Here is a 22,599-nt window from a genome sequence, read left to right on the forward strand (position 1 = left end):
CTGCTACTGTGATCACAGATACATAACGTAAGTGAAGCGTAATCATGATCGAAATTGGCAGTAAAGAATACCGAAAAGTCACTTGGGGACTTGCGCTCGGCTCGTTCTTAGTCTTTTGTAATCTCTATCTTTTTCAGCCAATGTTGCCCTACCTTGCTACGCATTTTGCGGTTTCGGAAACCCAAATTAACTGGTTATTTGCCGCATCAACCCTCGCACTCTCCGTCAGTTTAGTCCCTTGGGCAATCAGCTCTGAATCCTTTGGCCGCCGCAAAGTGATGTTATTAGGGCTATTCATGATGCCATTAATCGGCAGCTTAATGTTGATCAGCCAACAGCTATGGGTGCTGGTTTTAACACGTGCACTAATGGGCGTCGCATTGGCCGCCTTTGCTTCGGTTGCCGTGGCTTACATGGCTGAGGAGCTTTCGCCTCAAGCATTTAGCCAAGCGATTGGCGGCTATATTGCTGCGAATTCATTAGGTGGCATTAGTGGCCGAATTTTAGGCGGTATATTGACCGATGCCTTTGGCTGGCAACAAGCCGTGATTGTGATTGCCATACTCACTTTCGTATGCGCCATCATTGTGCTGTGGTTACTGCCCATTCAACGCAATTTCACGCCGCAACGAGGCTTGTTCTTTCACCACAATCGTGCGCTGGTAAAACATCTTTCTAACCGCACACTGTGGCTAGCGATGCTGATTGGTGGCACTAACTTCGCGCTGTTTGTTAATCTCTACTCAGTGATGGGCTTTCGGCTTGTCGCCGAACCCTACTCGCTACCGATTGGCTTAGCATCATTGATCTTCCTATGTTATTTGGCGGGAACACTCAGCTCGAAACTGACCGCCAACTGGACAAAACGCTACAATGCCATTTCGGGCATGATGTTGGGAGCCTTACTCAGTTTGTCGGGGATGTGGCTAGCCTTGATTGAATCGATCCCGTTTATGCTGATCGGTTTAATGTTGATCAGTTTCGGCGCCTTTTTTACTCATACGCTCGCCTATTCATGGGTGAGCCAAAAGGCCAGCAGCGCAAAAGCAACCGCGACCGCTCTGTATTTGGTTCATTACTATGTAGGTGGCAGCCTCGGCGGGTTTTTCCTACTCTATTGCTGGCAAAATGGCGGTTGGGCGGTGGTGGTTTCGGGTGGAATGGTGTTGTATGTGGCGATGTTTTTTCTCTGTTGGAAATTGCGCCATGATGACCGCGCCCTTGCGCACCGCAAACCGCTGCATGAATTGATCAAGTAGTGTTATCCACTCACTTTATCAAAAGAGTCATGCTATGCTTGCGCCAAATTGACTGTTTTAATAAGCACTATGAGCGTAACGATAAATAAAACCGCCATCACAACTGAAGTCGAACAGTGGCTTAACGATGTGGTGATTGGCTTAAATCTCTGCCCTTTCGCCGCAAAACCACAACGTAACCAACAGATCAAAATTTTCGTCAGTGAAGCCGAGACTGAAGAACAGTTGCTGCAAGATATTTTGCAACAATTGCTAGAGTTAGAAGGCAGCTCGGCACAGTCTCTTGAGACCACCTTAGTGGTAGTGCCAAACATGCTCGAAGATTTTTTTGAGTACAACTTTTTTATCGATTGGGTAGAGGCATTAATTACGCAACAAGATTGGCAAGGCATCTTCCAAGTCGCTACCTTTCACCCTCACTACTGTTTTGGCGGCACACGCCCCGAAGATGACGAAAACCTAACTAACCGTTCGCCCTACCCGATTTTCCATCTTATTCGCGAAGAGAGCATGGAAAAAGTACTCAAGCACTACCCTAACCCAGAAGCGATTCCTGATACCAATATCGCTCGTGTTAGTGCTCTAAGTGACCAAGAACGCCGCCAACTGTTTCCTTATTTGTTTCTCAATAAGTAACCCTGTTCTTTGACCAAACTGATGGCATGGGTCGCAGCTTTGCCATCAGTTTGTTACTATCCATTTTCTTACTATCAGTTTATTACTATTAATTTGTTACTACGCGTCACAATCCCTGTTAACCAAACCAATGGACCGAGATAATGCATTTATCCAAGCTTACTCAAGAGATTTACGATCATCTTTACCGCGATATTACCGAGTTTCGTAGCACCTTTGATCTCCCCGTTGCTGATGCCAGCAGCTTAAACGATAAAGCTGACACGTTGCATACTTCGCTCGCGATTGAAGAGTTGACTGAACTTGCTGAAGCTGACAATAAAACGGAACAAGCGGATGCGATCATCGATACTGTGTACGTTTTGATGGGTCGTTTAGTCCACCTTGGACATAGCCAAGTGAGTGACAACTTAGCGATCAGCTATTTGATTGATCTTCTGCTCAATGTTGCCGTAAATCGTGGCATCGAATTTATTCCATGCTGGGATGAAGTACACAGCTCGAACATGAGTAAAGTATGTCGCAATGAAAAAGAGTATGCCGATACCCAAGCCTACTATGCTGAACAAGGTATTGAGCTGATGGCCGTACAAAAAGGCGACTACATTATTGCTAAATGTGCACAAGATTTTGTCTCTGAAGGCAAAACGATTCGCCAAGGTAAAGTGCTCAAATCAGTCTATTACCGTCCTGCTGACCTTGCTTCATTGACGCAATAACCTTGCAAAGACTCAGATAAAAAAAACCACCTTGTGGGAGCAAGGTGGTTAAGAGACTTATAAAAAGCCTAACAAGAACGAGAATGTATCGATTCTATTAATGCGATTGGCGTGCCAACTTTCACATAAAACCTAACCATTTGTTTTTAATAGACTTACTATTTTTATCATTCTATCTTCAGCACATTGATGCGCTAAAAGTGTGCTGACTGCACGACAGTTGTGCTTTTAATCAAAGATAAGGTAAGGCTTTCCTTCAACAACAACCTGCTTCACCTGAGTCTGAAACGCTGCACTTAACGCTTGGCTCTCTAATACTTGTTCAACCGAGCCGGAACTTTGCAATACGCCATCTTGCAGTAACAGAGCGCGATCGGCATGGCGCAATGTTCGATTGAGATCGTGATTGGCCATCACTACTGCTATCCCTTGCTGTGCAACCTCTTCAATCAAACGATAAAGCAACCCTTCTTGAGCAATATCAAGAGGCGCCGCAGGTTCATCTAATATCAATAACTGCGCGTAAGGGTTTAAGGTTGGCCAAATTTGCAAGCAAATACCGGCCAAGCGGACACGTTGCCATTCGCCGCCTGACAGTTGGTGAATGGATCGATGCAATTTGTCTTGAATATTCAATCGTTGAGTGAGATGAACCACGGCTTGATTAACAGCCTGAGAATGTAAATCGGCGCAACTGGGGATCGCTAAGGCAAGATATTGATAAACATCGACATTAAAAACAGGCTTGTCGTTTTGCGACAGATAAGCTCGGTGCAGTGACAGCGCCTCTAACGATGCGCTTGAAAGCTGAAGATCACCAATGTAGACCTCACCTTGGCTCTCTGTCACGCCAGCTAACGCCGACAGTAAAGTGCTTTTTCCGCTACCATTAGGCCCAATAACATGCAGCACCTCTCCCGCTTGGCAGCTAAAAGAGAGTGGTAATAAGCGTGATGAAACCTGCAGGCTATTAACGTGAATCATGGTTTTTCAACAACATCCAAATAAAAATCGGCGCACCAATGGTGGTAGTGACGACACCAAGTGGAAGCTCAGCAGCATTAAGCGCCGTTCTGGCAACGGTATCCGCGCAGACCAGTAAAAGTGCGCCGAACAGAGCCGACATAGGTAAAAGGTAGCGGTTTTCAGAACCAAACGCCAAGCGCAATAAATGCGGAACAACCAACCCAACAAAACTGATCACACCGCCCAATGCCACCGCAGATCCTACCAGCAGCGACACGGCAAAAATCAATTTCCAACGTAGCCGATACACATCCACACCTAACTGCTTTGCATGAGTTTCGCCCAGCATCAGTTTGTCTAACGTTTTTCCTTGCAGAGCAAGCCAGATAATCACCGGAAGCGCTGCTAATGAAAGCGTATGTTGATACCAGCTTGCACCACCAATACTGCCCATCAACCAGTAAACCAGTTGCCTTAAACTGAGATCATTACTGAAATAAAACGCCCATGTCACCACAGCACCAGATAAAATACCCAGCGCCACACCGACCAACAGTAAGCGGGTTGTGCTTAAACGCATCGCTTTAGCCATGCTGACCAGTAAAAGAGTAAACACCATCGCACCGACTACGGCACAAAGCATGAAAATTTCAGGGGAGGCCAAGGCTGGGAAGAAAAACAGCACCACTACCATCGCCACACTGGCGCCACCAGAAATACCAAGCACGCCCGGCTCTGCCAAAACATTCCCTAATAGCACTTGCAGCGCCGCGCCTGATACAGCTAGTGAAGCACCAATGATGACGGCAGAGAGCAGACGAGGAGCACGAAGTTCAGTCACTAACTGCCATTCCAGTGGTGACCAAGTGTGAAATGGGCTGATAAAGAGTTCACCCACCATCAAATAAAACGCACTCATCGTAATCAACAATGCCAGCATAGCGTAGAGGGCGTAATGCCAGCGACGCTGTTTTTTTAAGAGTAACTGATTGAACGTCATGCGCTTATATGTAAGTAAGAGAAACAATAATGGCCTAACCTTACCGTTAAGCCATTTAAATAGAAAGTGATATACTAAAGCAATCGCCTGTTAACCTTGTCAACAGGTCAACAGGTCAACAGGTCAAAAGATTAACAAGCCAAAAGTACCATCGGTTAATCGTATACCAATTGATCGTCTTCATAGCGTGTCGCCACTTTGCACACCATTAACGCGGCGCGCTGGCCTAATGCCACTTTTCGGTTAGGAAATACGATCGCTTCATCTTCATTTTTCGCCATGAGTGGCTTTTCACCATCATGACCAAATACCTCACCATGTTTAAACGCAGTAAAGTTTTCGACGTTATCATCAAACATGAAATCAAAATCGTCATGCAAACGGACGATGGTACGGCTGACACGATAAATAGTTGGCTTTCTTGGCAAGTGTTCAGGTGTCGCATTGGCTACCAAATCGCGCATGGCTAAGTCAAACGCGACTAATCGCTCTAGGTTGTTTTGACCAAGAGGTGCGACTTGCCCCAGCTCAAGCGTTAAAGCTTGCGCGGCAAAATTCTCTGCACTGTACCAACTGAAGGTACTCGAGGGTGAATTTGAAAGCAGCACCGCTTCAATATGCGCACTTTCAATCAATGCCATCAGTGCGCGGCTGCGGACAGGATGGCGAGATTTGGGGCTGACGGCAAACGAATAATGTTTGGAGTGACGAATCGCACAGTGCAAATCAAGATGCCACCGATTTTGCTCAGCGGTGTGTTCGAAAAAGTCTTTCACTGTCTGTTTGAGATGCTGCGCAATCTCTCTTTCTAGGGAGGTATTACCCTTTTTATCATCAAATAAACGGTTCAAATTCTCTTGCACGAAACGGGTATGTTGATTCGTCGCCTGAGGATGAGCCACAATAAATAAGCAGCGGTGTTGGACCGCTTGAAAACCTGACTGAATATCATCCACCAGCTTATTGACTAATTCCATTGGCGCAGTTTCGTCACCATGAATACCGCAAGAAATAATGATGTGCTTACTCTCATCGTTGAGATGAGCGGGGATCACTTCGAGCACTCCACGCGAGAGCACTTTAAGCGTAATACCAGCTGCCGTTTTGATTTCGCCAGTGACCATTTCTTGGTCTAAATCCAAACTATCAAATAGGAAAGATTGGCGGAAAAGGGACTTCGTCATGCGTTACTCCTTTATTGCACAGCGGTATGTTAATGAATTGTAGAAGCAATTTATGTTGAGACGATCCCACTTATCAAGATGGATAAGGGTAAACTTAACTCATCAACGATCGTCTCAATACCTTATACAAAATACGCTTAACCAGAGGCCGGCGTTAATTGCCGGGAATTCTACCATTAAATCTGATAGTTACTCCATACTCTACTGCATGCTCACCCGGTGCTAAATTTGAATTCCGATGCTCTTCACAGTCACATTCTTAGCGTTATCTTTTCCTATTTGGATATGAGTTAATGATTGATAGTCGATATTTAACACGCTATACCAATGTGGGTTTTGCCAGTCAGTGCCTAGAACATAGGCAAGTATCATTCTGATTGTTCCGCCATGAGCGATGATCAAAGTGTCTTGTTTAATCTCTTTAACTCGCGCCTCCCAAGTACGAGTTACACGCTGATGAAAATCGGCCAAGTTTTCTGCATTCGGTAGTTGATTTTGGGCCGGATTGGTCCACAAAGTTTCCACTACTGGCCACATCGATTGCAGTTCATCAAAGGCCACGCCATCGACATCACCAAAATCCATCTCTTGGAAATCAGGCTCAATTTGGTAATCCAATTTCGGCTGCTCTAAAACCAGTTGCTGCGCTAAATCATGGCAACGGCGTAGCGGCGAAGTAATGATGTTTGAGAAGAAGTAAGGGGATCTCAGCAAAGTGTGAGCGATCTGCTCTTGCCGATGCGCTTCAACGAGCACATCTGTTTTACCATTGAGCGCAGGCCGACCGACGGTTTTACCGTGGCGCATCAAATAGAGATTGATCATTGTGAGCCTTTTAAAGCGATGTCGTTTAGAGCAGTGTCTTTTAAAACGATGTCTTTTAAAACAATCGGTAAGCCCGCCGCAATAAAGCTCACTCGGGTTGCTAACTTGGCTAGCGCTTGGTTAAGCCAGCCAGCGTTATCGACAAATAAGCGCGAAACCTCCCCCATCGGGATCACGCCAAGGCCCACTTCGTTAGCGACGATAACCAAAGTGGCGGGCGTTTGCTCAACGGCAAAACAGAGTTGCTCGACTCGCTTTTTTATCTCCGCTTCGTGAGCTTGCTGTCCATGGTTATAGATAACGTTATTCAGCCACAGCGTTAAGCAGTCCACCAATACCACATCATGTGCTGAAAAAGTGGCAATTAACTCAGGCAGTTGTTCAGGGCATTCGTGCTCTTGCCATTCCGACGTTCTTTGCTGCTGATGGTGAGCAATCCTTGCCTGCATTTCATCATCAAATGCAATCGCGGTGGCAACATAGTTAAGCTGAGCCTGCGGCAGCCGCATTAACAGGGCTTGGTGTGCTTGCTTTGCGGCCTGTTCAGCGAAACAAGACTTACCGCTACGCGCGCCACCCAAAATCAAATGCACCATTATTCAATCAGTCCCATGCTCAAATAACCCAGCCCAGCGAATACAATAAGCAGCAGATAGATCAGCAGTTCCATGATCTGTTGTGCAGCGCCAAGGCAATCTCCGGTGAAACCGCCAATACGCGCCATCAACCAAGCTTTGAAGAAAATACGAAAAACCACAGCAACCAATACTAGGCTCAGGCTTACCTGCCAACCAAACCATAACGCAGGCGCTAAGCCGCACAGCAGTAGAAAAATGAGCTCTGGAAGGGTTTGTTTATTGGCTAGCGGCTTACTTTTGCTGCTATCGAGATCGCTCACATACGGCATGTCGAAAATCAACGATGCCGCTATCGCACGGCTAAAACTGTAGCCTAGCACCCACACCATCAATACGTTGCCATAACCAAGTAGCGCCTCTAAAAAGAGAAACTTACACAGTAGCGCCATCACTAAACTGGCCGCACCATAAGTGCCAATGCGGCTATCTTTCATGATGCTCAAACGGCGCTCAGCCGTCATTCCTCCGCCAATGCCGTCCGCCATGTCAGTTAAGCCATCTTCATGAAACGCCCCTGTTAATAGCAAACTGGCCACCATCGTCAGTGCGATGCTTACCTCGTTCGGTAAAATCAGGATCAGCACACTGTAGATGGCACCGCAGATCGCGCCGAGTAATAGACCAACCAAGGAAAAATAGCGCCCAGATCGGTTCATTCGTTCACTGCAATAGGGCGTATTGTTAGGAATAGGAAGGCGCGAGAAAAAACTCAACGCCAACCAGAACAGCTCTAATTGATAAGCGAAAACGCGCAGCATTACACTGTCACTCCTGCGTCGGCAAAACTGGCCATGGTGTTGTAGAACTCGGCGGCCGCTTTGACCAAAGGTACGGCTAATACAGCACCCGTTCCCTCACCCAACCTCAACCCTAAATTAAGCAGTGGTGTCGCGTTTAACTGTTCAAGTACGCGTTGGTGGCCCGATTCATGGGACTGATGAGCAAAAATCATCAACTCGCGGCAATCCGGTTCAATAAGTGTGGCCACATACGCGGCTACCGTGACGATAAATCCATCCACCAGAATCGGCGTTTGCTGCTGGTAAGCGCCTAAAAATGCTCCGACCATTTGCACAATTTCAAAGCCGCCTACTTCCGCAAGTACCGTTTCTGGATCCAAACCACGGCAGCGTGTTACGCCTTGCTTCACCAGCTCTACTTTTTTCTGATATTGCTGTGTTGAAATGCCAGTGCCGTAACCAACACACTGCTCAACAGAATGTTTAGAAAGCGCCGCTAATATCGCAGAAGCGCTACTGGTATTACCAATGCCCATTTCACCAAACATCACTATATTGGACCCCGCACGGCTCACCTGCTGCACGGCCTGATTGCCTAGCAGTAGCCCTTGCTTCACTTGCTCTACAGACATCGCCGCTTGGCGAGCAAAGTTCTCCGTTCGGCTACCTAAGCGCTGCACAAGAAAGTGCGGATTGTCGCTTTCTACAGGGAGTAAAACCCCGCAATCTATTACTTTCATCTCGACTTGATTGCTGCGACAAAAACAGTTGATGGCCGCACCACCCGCCAGAAAGTTAAGCACCATTTGCTGAGTCACCGCGCTTGGCGCAATGCTAATGCCTTCATCTGCAATGCCGTGATCGCCAGCAAAGACCAGTACTGTAGGCTTATTAATGGTGATCTGCTGAGTGGGCTGAGGCTGATTTTGACTTTGGATTAAGGCGAGCTGGTGTGCTAATGACTCAAGTTGGCCCAGCGCTCCCAACGGTTTGGTTTTTTGATCGATTCTTTGTTGTATCGCTTGGCTATGATCTTGTTTTAACATTGCTTCTGGGCTCTTCCATGAAAAGAGAAGAGTTTACTCGTATTCGCTAGTATCGGCTAGGTTTTGCCAGTTTAAGCCTAAAAAAACACCCCCTGTTTTCTACAAAATCAGGAGGCGTTTTTAGGTTTATATGGGCGCTATTGTCAAACAGACACGCCTACAAAGGCTGGTTTTAACCCATGAAAGACATGATTACGACAAGCTAAACTTCCCGGTATTCACATCCGACCATGCGGCCATAATCGCTTGCTGAGGCTGAGAAGCTAATCCATCCATAAAGTTGCTTTCTCCCACCTTAGGCGCGAAGGAACTCATCGCTTGAATGAGGTTGTCTAACGCATTATCAGTCAAACAGGTATATTCCTGCTCACCTTGAGCGTCTTTTTCACCTAAACCGATAATAAGTTTGGCTCGATTATTTGCAAAATAATCATTGAAAGTCACACAACCTAACGCATCAAATAGCGTTTGATCGGAAGAGGTATCAGTATGGCGTGCCATAGAGATTTTCAGATCGTAACCACTACGCTCAAACCATAAACGGTTCCAATCAATACCGTTGAAGATGATATTTTCACCTTGGCGAATATCTTCAACCACGTTATCGATCACCTCACCACTGACCACAAAACTGTCTACGCCAGCACCGCCTTTGAACGTATTTTGGTAACCCCCAAGCACCATGACATCGTTACCTTCACCACCGTTTAATGTGCTGAATTTTGAGATGGCGGCGGCAATTAAGTAATCCTCGCCCTCGCCAGAATTAATCGAAGCATGGTAACCCATCAGTTTGACTTCATCGTTTCCTTGGCCAGCATCAATTCGGTTGTGATTGCCAAAGACTCTCGCAAAGTCATTGCCTGCACCAAGATCAAGTTGGTTGTTATTACCGATGGTTACAGCAAAGTCTTGATCGTCTCCCATGTCCACACGGTTGAAGTTACCTGAAGTGACCGCATAGTCATTACCTGACCCCATGGTGATCTCACCACCTTCGCCAAAGACAAAGGATTGATCATCACCCCCGCCCATAAAGACGTGGTTAATGCGTCCGGCCACAACCGCCGTATCATTACCGTCACCGCCGAACATCATGTTCTCGCGACCCATTAAAACGCCCATATCGTGGCCTTCACCGCCGGTGAAAATATTGGAGACTCCCGTTGCGTAGAACACATCGTCATCTCGGCCGCCCCAGAAGTTATTATTGTCACCGAGATAAGCGCCGAGATCTTTACCGTCACCACCCCAGTTGAAGTTGTAATTACCCAGAGAAACGTTCATATCGCCATCCCCTTGCAAATGCCCACTGTTACGAAGGAAATCAAACGTTTTATCCTTCATATTGAGCAAATCGGCGGTGAGATTCTGCTTCAGATTACTGACCAATGATGCCATCTCTGCCTGCTTATCTTTGCTAAACATGGTGGCAAATAAATTGGGCAAATTGAGCGCATTAAAACCAAATGCGCGCTCTGGTTTGGTTTCTTCAACAGTGGCTGATACGTTTTCCATTGCCGCAGGCGCGCCATTGAGAGTCACTTGCGCTGTATCGTTTTCCTCTGGTGCTTTCTCTTTCAGTCCATGGCTTTCAGCAAAGGATTGAAGACCATCAGCCCCCATACCGATTCCCGCTTTGAGGCTATCTAGCAATTTTTCTGGGTCAGTAAATGCGCTGAGCTGCTCACCACCAAACTCGCCTATCACTTCTAGCATCTCTTTTAAAATGGCAACGCCATCTACCGCTTCATCAGTACGAGAGACTATTTTGCCATCAGCGGTGTAATTGACACCGAAGATATCACCTAAAGTCGTCTCTGCACCGACCTCAGCAAATTTACCTAGCAGCTTATTCTTAAGCTGACGAGGCAAGTCTTGCGGATTATAGGTAAAGGTCGTTTGAGCCATTCCCGTTGCTGAGAATTGCTGGGTTAACACGCCAAACAATGAACCGAGATTGGTATCCAAAATCGCTTGGATGTTGTCTCCGAACATAAAGTTCCAGTTGCCCGTGGTGACCTGAATATCGGCTCCTTGACCACCGACCGCGAAGTTAAAGGCCAACTTCTCGTTCATTTGACGGAACTTATCCGCGCGGCTCATCTTGCCAGTATCATGATTACTATTGCCACTTAACCACTGGTTGTACTTTTTATTCAACGTTGCTTCAGCGTCAGACTTCAAGCCGCGGCTGCTGCGCTCATTCTGAGAGTCCAAATCAACCAAACTGCTGTAGTCAACACTGCTGGTTTGATCGAGGCCAGACATCTCTTTGACAAATTTTTTCGCACCAGAGAGTGTCCACTGCTGTTCTTGAGCCGCTAACCAATCGGCACCCTTTCCTGATTGTGCGATGCTTTGTAATACTCCTGAAATACGTGATGCACCATCAAATGGATTGACCAGTGGCGGTGTCGGGATCGACTTATCCATCATCACGATAAGGTCATTACTGCGACCCATATTGAAACTTACGTTGCGGTTACCCATAAACATTTGAGCACCTTCAAGCGCCTGATAACCAGCGATGTCGACACTATGTTTGCTGTCACCATTACCAATATGAACCATGACATTGTTGTCACCAAAGGCCAGCGACTTAAAGCCTCCCGTACCCACTTTAATACCAACATTTGACGTACCCCAGTTAACTGCGGTGAACTCACCATCACCGACGTTGACCTGAATATTGCCCGAGTAGCTGAGCTTATTGTCACTGCCCGCCGATGCCGTAGTATCCGTTTCCGTTTTACGCTTTTCAGGTGCTTCAAACACCTCACTGTTGTCGCCGATGGCACCACGTGCTGGCTCATTAACCTCACTCGCACCAACACGAGAAAGATGGATATCCCCTTCCGCCACACCGTTACGAATGATCTCGTCACGTGCGGTAACTTCGCCTTGCGTATTCCAAGTCAGTGAGACTTTATTGTTTGCAGCCTTTTTTACCCAATTTCCATTGGCATCTTGAGTATGTTTGCGCCCTGTTGTGTCTACCGCTACATCAGAGTTGCGAACAGACACATCCACGCGAAGACCATTGGCATCCATGGCATTGATAAATTGATGGCCAAAGCCTTTCCGCTTGTCATCACTCACTAAAGAGCAACCGACAATACTGATATGGTCAGGCTTGTTGCTGATGTTTTCCGCTTGGCCGAATGCCTGCTGGAACTTCGCCAATTTCACTGCAAGTTCATCGGCACTGTAGCCACTTAAGCGAGTGTTGTTGTGTTCTGAATCATCACGCCCATGGCCAACCAATTGCCAGCGCAGCTTTCCATCCAGTTTCGATGGGTCACCATACACCACGCGATAATTCCCCTCAGAATCTAGCTGAACGACCACACTGTTTTCAGGATGCTTGCCAGCTAGATTTGCCGCCGCTTTTGCAACTACTGAATCGTTTTCCATTTGAACAATCACTTGGCCGTCAAAGCGCGTTTCACCGCCGTCAATGACCGTAACATCAGCTGTATGCCAATTTTGAACATTACGGTTTTGAACTTGCTGACCTACACCCAATTTATTTTCTTCCAATAAGGACTTTGTTTTTAGTATTGCGGTAATGTCATCATGATCAAACGAAGTAATTACACTTTCATTGATGGTTGAAGTATTTTGGTTGATCGCCATACCAATCGTTTTACCATCAAATAAATTACGTATCGTTTCACCCGCATGAAACTCTTCGGTGTGCTTAGCAACGATGTGTAAATTTTGATCCGTTTCTTTCACCGCTTCAATGCGTAGATGAGCACCTGGTTTGAGTAAGACTTCCGCTTGATTTAACTGCGCAAGCCCAGCAACGTTAGTTCCTTTGGCATCAAGAATGGCCAGAATAACTGTATCTTTCCCACCTCGGAAACTTTTAGCCAATTCAGTACTGGTTGATGTAGAGGTAAAACCTTGATCGCTAAATAACTGGCCAGGAGTCACTTGTGAAGCAAGATCGCTCAAGCTTACTCCTGGCATGAAAGCTCTATAAACGGTACCTTCAAATGTCTCAAGTTTATTTAAACCTTTAACCGCATTAACAGCATTGTCTTTGACAAAATAGGCCAGCTTCTCTTCTTTTCTTAAAGCTTCATTTACATATTGGAAACCTTCACTGGTATACCATTTAATCCCTTTTATCTCGTCATCCGACAGTTGTACGTTATTAACTACCGCTTCACCGGTCTCTCTTCCTTGTACTAGTTGTTGGTCTTGCAGCTCTTTATTAAAAGGAACCTCTTGTTTCGAAAGCACAGCTAAGCTCTCTTGGCTGCTGTATTTTGTTCCATCGGCAAGATGTTTAATATCAACAACGGAAGACACCTTGCTGGTGCTAGAATGCAGTCGATGCAATAGATCCGCCGCTAAATCAATGCGAGTAGCAGACAATTTTGCGATTTCGACTCTCGTTTCTTCCGCAACGTTATTATAAAGGCTTTCACTCACGCGATTTTTGAGGCTCAGTAAAGCGGTATTACGACCTGATTTTTCATGGTGTGATACATAGTCATCAACTAAGTTATTAAGTCTTAATGCTGCTTCTATTTGCTTATCACCTTGCGTGGTATGCAGTAAATCCAATTGGTCTAAGATCTTTTGATAAGATTCACCAATAGGTTTAGCAAAGACTTTCGCTTCATTTTTCAGTTCGTCTTTAGTAGACACCGATGATAAATCGAGCGTTGTTTGCTTACCTTCGCCGAGGCTTTCTAAAGCGCGTTCAGCTGATTGGTGAGAATCTGTGTCAAGATATTGCTTATCTTTCTTCGCATTACTTACCAATTGAGCTTTTTGCAAATCTTGAGCAAAGTTAAATAGCTCTGTCGGCGTCCAAACACCAAACTTAGGCAGCCATGTGTGACCAATCAATTTATCCGCCCCGCCTGCTTTCAACACTTTGGCGACCGTACTAGAGCAGTTTTTGGTGAGCAGTTGATAACGCGCATCCGGGTCGTTACTGAGGCGATTCCACTCTGCCTGCATTGCCGCAGTATCAAGCCCTTCTAAGTTAATGCGGAATACACGGCCTTGGTCAGACTGCATCTCTTTAAAAGCCTGAATTTTACCCAATTCATCTTGTGCAAACTGACGAACGACCTCGGCTATCTGTTGCTCCATGTGTTCCGAGTTAACCGCAATTTTCGCTTGCTCTTGTAGCTCTTTCGCAAAACGATGCGCCACATCTTGCATGTCGTAACTGGTGTCATTCCATTGGTCAACAAACGGTTTAGAAATATGCTCAGGAATATTGGCCGATTCCAGAATATCAGGGTTCATTAATGCCATCATGGTAAACGTTTCAGAGATATCTTTAAATTTTTCATCAACACCAGAGGCTAAAGCCAATTGCTTGATAAAAGACTTCAATTTATCTTCAGCACTTTTTAGCCCGAAATCATCATTTTCTTCCGACTGCATATCAAATACTAGAGATTCACCCTGCGCGGCTGGCTGACTAAAATCTTTCCAGCGCAGTTTAAGATCTGGGTGAGATTCTGATGAAACAACAAATAGACGATTTACGCTAGATGACTTACTACCCATTGGCCACCAGCTTACATAATTGCTCTGATTATAAGCTTGTGCTTGATCTGCACTGATTTGATTACGTCCCTGGCCAATTTGCAGAGCTGCATGTCCAAGGGCACTATGATCACTCGGTTTCCAAAGAAATAGTGTTGCACTGACGGGTGACAAGTGTTGTTCAATCGCTAAATGCACTTTTTTAAGCCCAGCGATATCAATACCTTTGCCATCTTTGGCAAGATCTTTGACAGATAATCCAGCAAAGATTGTATCCGCAACGGTTTGGCCATACTCGTTACTTACTGTCAATTTCACTTTTTCAAGCACAGCTTCGCTGCCACCTAGCTGATCGATATTAGTAATATTTCCTTTGCCCTTAGTAACGAAGTTGCTATTACCATCAAGATACAAATGCTTACTCTCTTTCAAGTTGGCATTTTCAAGCTGGTCATATAATCGGCTAAAGCTGTCTTGCGCTTTGATATTTTGTTCTGATACCGCCAGAGTAGAGACTTCCTCTAAACGCACATTCACTTGGTTTAACAGTGAACTCATAGCCTCAACGCGGCCAGAATCGGGGTGGCCAAGTACATAACCTTCAATCTGTTTACGTAGGTTGAGCAGTTTTTCCACAGATTCCAGTTCATAGTCTGCGTGTTCAATCGTACTTGCATGGTACTCAGTCAGAGCGTCGATCACTTGTTGGTAACTTTCACCACGGATCTTCCCTGTAACACTGGCAGCATCGAGTAATTCGGTGACAGACATCAATTCTGCTTTGGTGTTGTACTTCCAAGCGCCCTCTTCTTTTTGTGCCAAAACACGCGTGCGACCCTCATGATGTGAGATAACCTTGTTATCCACCAAAAAGAGCTCATCGGGCATTTGTTCAAAATTATCGAAGTTGGCTAAAATGAAACGCTCAATGGCTTTTTGTTGAGCCGCATCTTCTGGATCATCAAGAATTATGGTCTTGCTATTGTCATCTGTGCCAGGCCAAGCACGCACTTCTAAGCCTTCATCCCCTTCTTGCACCAATAGATTTCGTTCGGCACGAAGTGAGTAGAATGGCAGAGAATCACGTAACATGTTGTCGATGGCGTTACCACCCAATGCTATATCACTGGATGCCTCACCAAGACCTTCAAGATTCACCCCTGAAATACGACTCTCTTTTCGGCTCACATCCTGAGAGGCCGTTGTTGGCACAACAATGCTGTCGGCGTTTGTCTCAGTGAACATCGAAGTAACAGAACTACCCGTATTTTTCGCTCGAATTCCTGCGTTAATTTGCAGACGGTTCACTGCGTTTGTCGCACCTTCTAAGGCTTCTAGCTCTTGCTCGCTCAAGCCTTCGCTAAAGCGGCCATCAGCGTTTGTTTGACTATCAGCGTTGATATGGCGGCCCGCAGCACCTGCGACTTCGACGCTATGTGCTTGACCCGCAAGGCCGCTGCCCGCAGCACCTTGACGATCAGGGCGATCGCTTTCGTTTTGCTTAGCCCCTTTCGCATCATTCTGCACTTGGTTGGCTTTATTTTCCGCGTTCATCGCATCGCGATCACCACGCGATTGCGCGTCGTTTGCGGCACTGTGTGCGTCAGATTCGGCTTGTTTCGCGTCATTGCCTTTCGCTAAAGCATCATCTTTACGTTTTTCAGCATCAGTTTTAGCATCAGCAATGTCTTGCTCTGCACCCGCCAGGTGTTGCTCACCTTTTGCAACGCCCGCTTCAGACTTCGCAACGGATTCTTTGACTTTGCTGTTATTGTCAGACTGTGTCTGCTTCGCCGCAGCAATTTTGTCATTGGCGAGCTGCTTGGCGTCGTCGAGCTGGCTTTGAACGCCATCTAGCAGACCACCGGCAAAATTGTTGCGCCATTGGTCGCCCGACTCACCCGTATGCGTGGCTTTGTCATCAAGCACATCGAGACCTTGTGCCAGTTTTGTCAACTCGGCCGTCACGGCTTCCGACTCTTCTTTCACTGCATCGCGTTGAGCTTGGCCATTATTTTCCAAGGCTTGTTGGTCGGTAGATTCCAGCTGGCTTTGCGAACCTGCGACAGCATCGAGCTGTTTCTGCTTTTCTTGTTCTAAACGTTGGCGATCCGCTTCTGCACGCTCTTTGTCGGACAGAGCATTCTGCGCCGCTTGATTTTGTGTTGCGTGCTCACTGATTGCATGGGCTTGTTGCGATGACTCTGATTTCGCCACCACATTATCTAGGATGTAGCCCAGTCCATCATTGTGGCCTGTGCCTTTGAATTCGATACGGTTACTGCCAGCCTGCGCGGTCAGTTTTAAGGTTTTTTGCTGCCAAGCAGATTCGTCACCAGACGATGAGAAAACCACTTCGCCGTTCCAGAGAACTTCGATGCCTTCGTTATTAGAAATGCCTGCACGTTTTGCAAAATCAAAGCTCACAGCAATGATTTCACCTTGCGCTAGATTAGTCAGATCTTGATAAAGACTGGTGTTGGTATAAGTATCGAGCTCGGTCACACGTGCTCCGTGACCTTCACCCTCTACGCCATATACATTGCCTGCATAGGAGGCTTCAACCCCATGGGTAGATTGCCAGCCGTGTTCGCCCTGTTCAAAATCGCCATTCACAATCAGATTCGGAGCTTGAACGGAAGAATCATCAACATTGAGTGTATGTTGCATCTTGTTGAGATCTGGAGTATCTACCTTAGTGACACTGCCTGTGAGGCTATCACCCAAGTCCGAGCCCACTTCTTCAATCGCCTCCATTTGGAAGCCATCCAGCTTGGTGATTTCAGGTGTTGCAATCGCACCACGGCCTTTATGCGTGCCGGATGAGGAGGCTTCATCGCCTTGCACTAAGTAGTTGATGGCTTGGCTACCACCGACACCAAGTACGGTTTGCTTGATGTTATCAAACAGGGCGGAGAGCTTGTTGCTACTGGTGTTGCTCGACGCGACCGCCAAACTGTAGAAATCACCATTACCGATTTTGATCGCCACGTTGTTTTGAGCGTAAGAAGCATTAACCCCTAAACCATCACCAACATGAATATTGGTGTTGGCTTTACCTTTCATAACCGCGACGTTCAAACCATCGCCGATTTTGGTATTGACGTTGTATTGGCCCCAAGCAACATTGACCGAAATACCGTCACCAACCACGGTGTTAATATTGGCATCACCATAAGCGGCGATGACGTTTAGGCCATCTCCCACTCGAGTCGTTACGTTCGCTTTACCTTTCGCGGCGGTCACCTGCATACCATCACCGACTTTGGTGACGATGTTGCCTTTACTCCAAAGTGCGTTAAAGCTATCGCCATCACCCACTTGAGTCACGATGTTGGCTTCACCTTTGGCTAGCACAACATTTCGGCCATTACCCACTTTGGTGATAACGTTAGCTTTGCCCCAAGCACCGGTATAATCATCACCATCACCCACATGGGTAATGATATTGGCTTGACCTTGCACGACAGAGACTTCTTGACCATCGCCCACTTTGCTGATGACGTTGGCTTCACCTTTGGCAAAGTTATAGCGATCACCGTCGCCCACTTGGGTAAACACGTTTGCTTGACCCCAAGCCACGTTAACACCCAAACCATCACCGACTTTGGTAATGATGTTTGCCTTGCCCTTGGCAATACCAATGGTCGTGCCATCTCCGACATGAGTCATCACGTTGCCGATATCGGAAATCAACAACCCTACCGTGGTGCCTTCGCCCACTTTGGTGAGGATATTGCCTTTACCAGCCAATACCGCTGCGGTGGTTGCATCACCGACATGGGTCACGACGTTGGCTTTTGCTGCCGCCACAACCCCCATGAAATCATCACCCACTTTGGTGACAATATTGGCTTCGCCCAGTGCTAACACGCCCGTTAGACCATCGCCGACGTGTGTCATGATGTTGGCTTTACCGAACATCGCAGCCAAGGTTGTGCCGTTACCAACCTTAGTCATCACGTTCACTTCGCCTGCGAATATTCCTAGGCTAGTTCCATCGCCGACATGGGTATAGATGTTGGCTTTACCGACCATCAGCGCAGCGGTGAGATCATCGCCCACTTTGGTCATAATGTTGGCTTGACCGATCATTGCAGCAAACGTGCTGCCACTGCCTACGTGAGTGAAGATGTTGGCGTTACCCACCATAGCCGCAAGTGTGGTTCCATTACCGACTTTAGTTGCTATGTTGCCTTTGGCCAACATAAGCGCCACCGACATGCCATCACCGATATGGGTGAAGACGTTAGCTTCGGCCACCATTAACGCCAGAGCATCACCGTTGCCCACTTTAGTAAAGACGTTACCCAAGCCGCCCATCAATGCCCAAGCATTGCCTTCGCCCACGTGGGTAAAGATATTGCCTGCACCAATCATGACTGCAATGGATGTTCCATCGCCCACTTTAGTGAAGATGTTGCCTGCGGCGCCCATTACGCCAAGGGTTTGGCCATCACCAACATGCGTTAGCACGTTGCCAACACCAAGCATAATGCCTGTCGTGTCGCCATTCCCGACTTTCGTTAGAATGTTCGCGCCGCCTACCATTACGCCCGTTGTGGTGCCATCACCGACATGGGTGAGTACGTTAGCGCCTCCGCCCATCACAGCAAGGGTGTTGCCTTTGCCTTTTTTGGTGAGAATATTTGCGCCGCCGAGTGCAACCGCCGTGGTATTCGATAATTGATCATCACTGCTGATATGGGTAATCACGTTCGCACCACCCAGCATGCCCGCCGTGAGTTCACCATCACCCATTTTGGTCAGTACGTTTGCGCCACCAGCCAGTACCGAAGCCACATCGCCTTGACCGACTTGCGTCATGACATTGAAACCGCCAGCCGCTAGCCATAGTGCATCACCACTACCGATTTGCGTATGCGTGTTATAGCCGCCCAGTAGAGTAACTCGACTATTGCCTTGGCCTTTCTGTACCGAGATGTTGCCGTAAGCCAATAAGTGAGCCAGATAGTCACCGTTACCGACACGAACCAGCACGTTCAACGCACCACCCGCGTAAACATCCATCTTGCCTTGCTGACTTTGGTGCACTAATACGTTTGCCAAACCTGCGCCGCGGAAGGTGAGATCCCCTTCTTCGCCACTTTTGACAATCACGTTCGCCGCGCCAGCACCGTTAAATTCAGTGTTACCGAACTGAGAGCTATGCAGGATCACGTTGGCAAGACCGCCACCGTTAAAGTAAACATGACCGCGTGTTACGTTGGATTTAATAACGTTACCGCCACCGACACCATTGAAATGAACATCGCCAGAGCTTTCGCCGCTATCACTTACGGGTTTGAATAAGGTTTGATCCGTGTATTCGTCGATATCGGCCACTGTTTCGCTGGTACTTCTTACCGCGTTAACGCTGTAATGCAAGTCGCTGAGCGAGTAGCCCCCTTTGCCCATTGGGTTATACCCAGTTGCAGACGAAATATCTTGGTTGGCTATATTGGCCGTGTGATCACCTTCTTTATACCAAGAGCGAGCTTGATATTTCAGCGCGCCGGTTTCGGCATCGTTAGCCAGCTCAACCACTACAATTTTTGTGTAAGGCCCAAGCATTTTAGCGTAAACATAAGTGTTGGGTTTGCGGTTTGATTTCACCGCTTTGACATCAACCTTAGTGCCATCAGCATAAATCGCGTGACCACCCATTTTGGCATCCGACAATGACACATCTTTTGCATCAATCACCGCGCCATTGGCGTAAGTCACCCACTCATATTCAGTCAGGCTTTTCTCAACCGCATGAACAGTCACTGATTGCTGATGTTCAATGGCAATATTAGAAAGGGTGTAACCACCGTTGACTGGATTGGACTCAAAGCCACCTGAAGAAGAAATATCGGAATGAGCAAGATCGGTTAAGTGATTACCCTGCTTGAACCATGCCTCTGAGTAGTACTTGAGTTTGCCGGATTCAGCATCGTTATAGAGACGGATTTTGTTGATTTTGGTGTAAGTACCATCTGCAATAGCGAACAAATAAGTATTTGGCTCTCGCTCTGATTTTACAGCGTTAACCGAATGAAACTTGTTGCCATTATCAATCGATATACCGTGCATCTGTGCGGTAGTGAGGACAATTTCTTCGGCTTTGGCATATTCCATACCTTGAGCATCAAAATCGCCGCCACTACCTTTACGAGTAATGGTGTTATAAGCACCGCCGCCCGAGAAATGAATATCACCATGTGCCACATCAGAGTAAAGGCTGTTGTAACCACCCACACCTTCAAAACGAATATTGCCGCGGGTTTGTGTGTAGACATCTTCGGCCTGATGGGTACGTTCAATGCGGTTTGAAGCCCCAGCACCTTGCAGGGTTATATCGCCCACTTTGCCTTTACGGACTAAATGGTTATCCGCACCAGCGCCACTAAAGTGCAGGTTACCGCTTTCAACACGTGAGCTAATACTGTTAGCAACCCCCGCGCCGACAAAACGCACATCACCTTGAGATCCTTGATACTGATTAAACCAAGTACGATCGATTTTATTGCCCGCACCTGCACCGTCGAAATTCAAGTTTCCATGATTGGTTTCATGCCAGATAGCGTTGTAGCCACCAGCACCTTGGAAAGAAACATGGCCTGATAACCCTTGACGCTTAATGTGGTTGTAAGCCGCAGCACCCGCGTAGCTGATGTTGCCATGCTGGCCGTCATGACCAATATCTACACCACCAGCAGCACCTGAAAATGAGAGATTACCGTCTCCGTTTTTCTTGATATCAACATAACCCGCAGCGCCTCGAACGCTCAGGTTCCCCGTTGTATCCTCAACTTTTAGATAGCCGGCCCCCGCCGATACCGTATCGTTACCTGAACCGGTATATACAGTGGCTCCGATCGACCCTAGATGAATATGATCATCTCCGCCATAAGCATGAATTTCGCCGCCAAAACCGATGGCAACAATGTCGTTATTTCCATCGTCGGCGGAATAATTTCCGGTGAAGAAGTATTCGACACTTCTCCAAAATGGTTTTCCCATAGACTGTGGCTCTTATTATTATTTAAATAGAAAACCACTGCACCTTACGGATACAGCGGTCGTTTTGCGTGTCGATTTTGCCGCGGACAGTACACACTTTTTGCCCTTTCCACGGCAAAAAAACACGCTGTCGTAAGTCATTGACGATTTGACGTCCGTGACCAAAAGGAGCAAGCATTTCAGGAATGTAGATATGATCACCAGAGCGCCAGTCAGCGGCTTCGATTTCTCGTTCACCGGACAATAGCAACTCTCTCACTTGCTCAGACAAAAACGCCCAATTACAAAATGCAATTGGACGTCCTTGTTCATCTTCGTAATAGCAAAACTGATTTAACTCAAATGATGGCATAATCCGTTGCTGCCATTCACTGATAAGATACCGTTGATGCAGAGGAGAATATTGGCTGAGCAGAAGAATCCCACCCATCATTTTCTGCATCATTGCACGATCCAGTTTCGCCGCGTGATGTTGAATCAACATACGCTAAGCCACCTTTTATTTTTTCGTGCGTGTCACGCGTTTTTTAGCAGGCTCAATACCACTCTCGCTCTCTTGAGTTGCTTCACTCGGTGATGGTAGAAAACCAGCGGCAATTAATTTTTCTAACTCTTCGTTCATACGAGGATCTTCAAGCATATTCTTAACCATCGAAACCATATACATAAAACCAGAAGCAGGCATATGAATCACTTCTTTTAGCTCTAAGTCCGTATCACTTTCCGCCATAATACCGTTCGCCATGTTGGACTGATTCTGTCCAACAAAATAGAGAGAAAAAACACCTTTATTATAATTAACACTCGATACAGTTTGGACGAATTTCTCAGACATAAATAACTCACCTCATGATTTAAAAAGAAAATAAAAAAGATTAAAGCCACTTATAAAAAAGAGTAGCGATAACCAAAAAATGATTTTTAATGTTATACAGCATTTCAATGGCATGCAACCATACAATAACGCTAAGTCATGAATAAATTAACAAAACCAAAATATTACCGAATACAAGCAACTGATAATTAAAACCTTTAAAAACCGCAATTAACTAATC

General features: G+C 46.7%; 13 protein-coding genes. 3 read left to right on the top strand and 10 right to left on the bottom strand.

All coding sequences use genetic code 11. The annotated features are described in order from the left end of the window. Positions 1 to 44 precede the first annotated feature (44 nt). The 3 genes from AACU59_RS14020 to AACU59_RS14030 all read left to right on the top strand — a co-directional run bounded on the left by AACU59_RS14020 (position 45) and on the right by AACU59_RS14030 (position 2,614). Complete coding sequence (locus AACU59_RS14020) at positions 45 to 1,259, top strand: MFS transporter (RefSeq protein ID WP_094144599.1); 1,215 nt, start codon at positions 45 to 47, stop codon at positions 1,257 to 1,259. Positions 1,260 to 1,328: 69 nt separating this feature from the next. After that, positions 1,329 to 1,895 (top strand): DUF1415 domain-containing protein, encoded by a 567-nt coding sequence (locus AACU59_RS14025; protein ID WP_094144600.1) that lies wholly within the window; start codon positions 1,329 to 1,331, stop codon positions 1,893 to 1,895. Positions 1,896 to 2,038: 143 nt separating this feature from the next. Then, on the top strand, positions 2,039 to 2,614 hold the full coding sequence (locus tag AACU59_RS14030) for a nucleoside triphosphate pyrophosphohydrolase family protein (RefSeq protein WP_010318603.1): 576 nt from the start codon (positions 2,039 to 2,041) through the stop codon (positions 2,612 to 2,614). Positions 2,615 to 2,842: 228 nt separating this feature from the next. On the opposite strand, the gene btuD is transcribed toward AACU59_RS14030, so the two are convergent. The 10 genes from btuD to rtxH all read right to left on the bottom strand — a co-directional run bounded on the left by btuD (position 2,843) and on the right by rtxH (position 22,379). Then, complete coding sequence (gene btuD, locus AACU59_RS14035; RefSeq protein WP_094144601.1) at positions 2,843 to 3,598, bottom strand: vitamin B12 ABC transporter ATP-binding protein BtuD; 756 nt, start codon at positions 3,596 to 3,598, stop codon at positions 2,843 to 2,845. After that, on the bottom strand, positions 3,585 to 4,580 hold the full coding sequence (gene btuC / locus AACU59_RS14040; protein WP_161437786.1) for a vitamin B12 ABC transporter permease BtuC: 996 nt from the start codon (positions 4,578 to 4,580) through the stop codon (positions 3,585 to 3,587). The genes btuD and btuC overlap by 14 nt, the downstream gene beginning before the upstream one ends. A gap of 155 nt (positions 4,581 to 4,735) precedes the next feature. Next, positions 4,736 to 5,764, bottom strand: coding sequence for a succinylglutamate desuccinylase (locus tag AACU59_RS14045; protein ID WP_047691738.1), 1,029 nt, complete (start codon positions 5,762 to 5,764; stop codon positions 4,736 to 4,738). Between the two features lie 222 nt (positions 5,765 to 5,986). Next, entirely contained in the window at positions 5,987 to 6,589 is a 603-nt protein-coding gene (locus tag AACU59_RS14050; RefSeq protein WP_094144603.1) for a histidine phosphatase family protein, read from the bottom strand. Beyond that, on the bottom strand, positions 6,586 to 7,185 hold the full coding sequence (gene cobU, locus AACU59_RS14055) for a bifunctional adenosylcobinamide kinase/adenosylcobinamide-phosphate guanylyltransferase (RefSeq protein WP_094144604.1): 600 nt from the start codon (positions 7,183 to 7,185) through the stop codon (positions 6,586 to 6,588). Before cobU ends, AACU59_RS14050 begins: the two co-directional genes overlap by 4 nt. After that, the gene (locus AACU59_RS14060) at positions 7,185 to 7,985 is read right to left on the bottom strand and encodes an adenosylcobinamide-GDP ribazoletransferase (RefSeq protein ID WP_088728912.1); all 801 of its coding nucleotides are present in this window, start codon (positions 7,983 to 7,985) and stop codon (positions 7,185 to 7,187) included. Before AACU59_RS14060 ends, cobU begins: the two co-directional genes overlap by 1 nt. Continuing rightward, a complete protein-coding gene (gene cobT / locus AACU59_RS14065; RefSeq protein WP_094144605.1) occupies positions 7,985 to 9,013 on the bottom strand; it encodes a nicotinate-nucleotide--dimethylbenzimidazole phosphoribosyltransferase in 1,029 nt (342 codons plus the stop codon). The genes AACU59_RS14060 and cobT overlap by 1 nt, the downstream gene beginning before the upstream one ends. A 192-nt stretch (positions 9,014 to 9,205) precedes the next feature. Continuing rightward, complete coding sequence (gene rtxA, locus AACU59_RS18190; RefSeq protein ID WP_161437785.1) at positions 9,206 to 21,544, bottom strand: MARTX multifunctional-autoprocessing repeats-in-toxin holotoxin RtxA; 12,339 nt, start codon at positions 21,542 to 21,544, stop codon at positions 9,206 to 9,208. Between the two features lie 22 nt (positions 21,545 to 21,566). Then, a complete protein-coding gene (gene rtxC, locus AACU59_RS14080) occupies positions 21,567 to 22,028 on the bottom strand; it encodes an RTX toxin-activating lysine-acyltransferase RtxC (RefSeq protein WP_017044044.1) in 462 nt (153 codons plus the stop codon). 15 nt (positions 22,029 to 22,043) lie between these two features. After that, positions 22,044 to 22,379 (bottom strand): protein RtxH, encoded by a 336-nt coding sequence (rtxH, locus tag AACU59_RS14085; RefSeq protein WP_088728915.1) that lies wholly within the window; start codon positions 22,377 to 22,379, stop codon positions 22,044 to 22,046. Positions 22,380 to 22,599 lie beyond the last annotated feature (220 nt).

Source organism: Vibrio sp. V23_P3S9T160, assembly GCF_963886625.1.
GTDB classification, from domain to species: domain Bacteria; phylum Pseudomonadota; class Gammaproteobacteria; order Enterobacterales; family Vibrionaceae; genus Vibrio; species Vibrio anguillarum.